Source organism: Paenibacillus catalpae (genome assembly GCF_900112695.1).
In the GTDB taxonomy this organism is placed as follows: Bacteria; Bacillota; Bacilli; order Paenibacillales; family Paenibacillaceae; genus Pristimantibacillus; species Pristimantibacillus catalpae.
Genome location: NZ_FOMT01000003.1, coordinates 705,955 through 706,337, shown reverse-complemented (window position 1 = coordinate 706,337; position 383 = coordinate 705,955). Strand labels below are relative to the sequence as shown.

General features: G+C 72.3%; 1 protein-coding gene. It reads left to right on the top strand.

Annotated features, from left to right (window positions below; genetic code table 11):
* Positions 1 to 12 precede the first annotated feature (12 nt).
* Positions 13 to 383: hypothetical protein (locus BM200_RS30225; RefSeq protein ID WP_217649572.1), on the top strand; the 371-nt coding region annotated here is incomplete at its 3' end.

Sequence of the window (383 nt, the reverse complement as noted above, 5' to 3'; positions counted from 1 at the left end):
GGCGCGACCGGCGTGACTGGAGCTACGGGCGACACGGGCGCGACCGGCGCTACTGGCGATACGGGCGACACGGGCGCGACCGGAGCCACTGGCGACACGGGCGCTACCGGCGTGACCGGAGCCACTGGCGACACTGGTGCTACCGGCGTGACTGGAGCCACTGGCGACACTGGTGCGACTGGCGCTACTGGAGCGACCGGCGCTACGGGCGCTACTGGAGCGACCGGCGCTACGGGCGACACTGGTGCTACTGGCGCGACCGGCGCTACGGGCGACACTGGTGCGACTGGCGCTACTGGCGTGACCGGAGCCACTGGCGACACTGGCGTTACCGGCGTGACCGGAGCCACTGGCGACACGGGTGCTACCGGCGTGACCGGAGC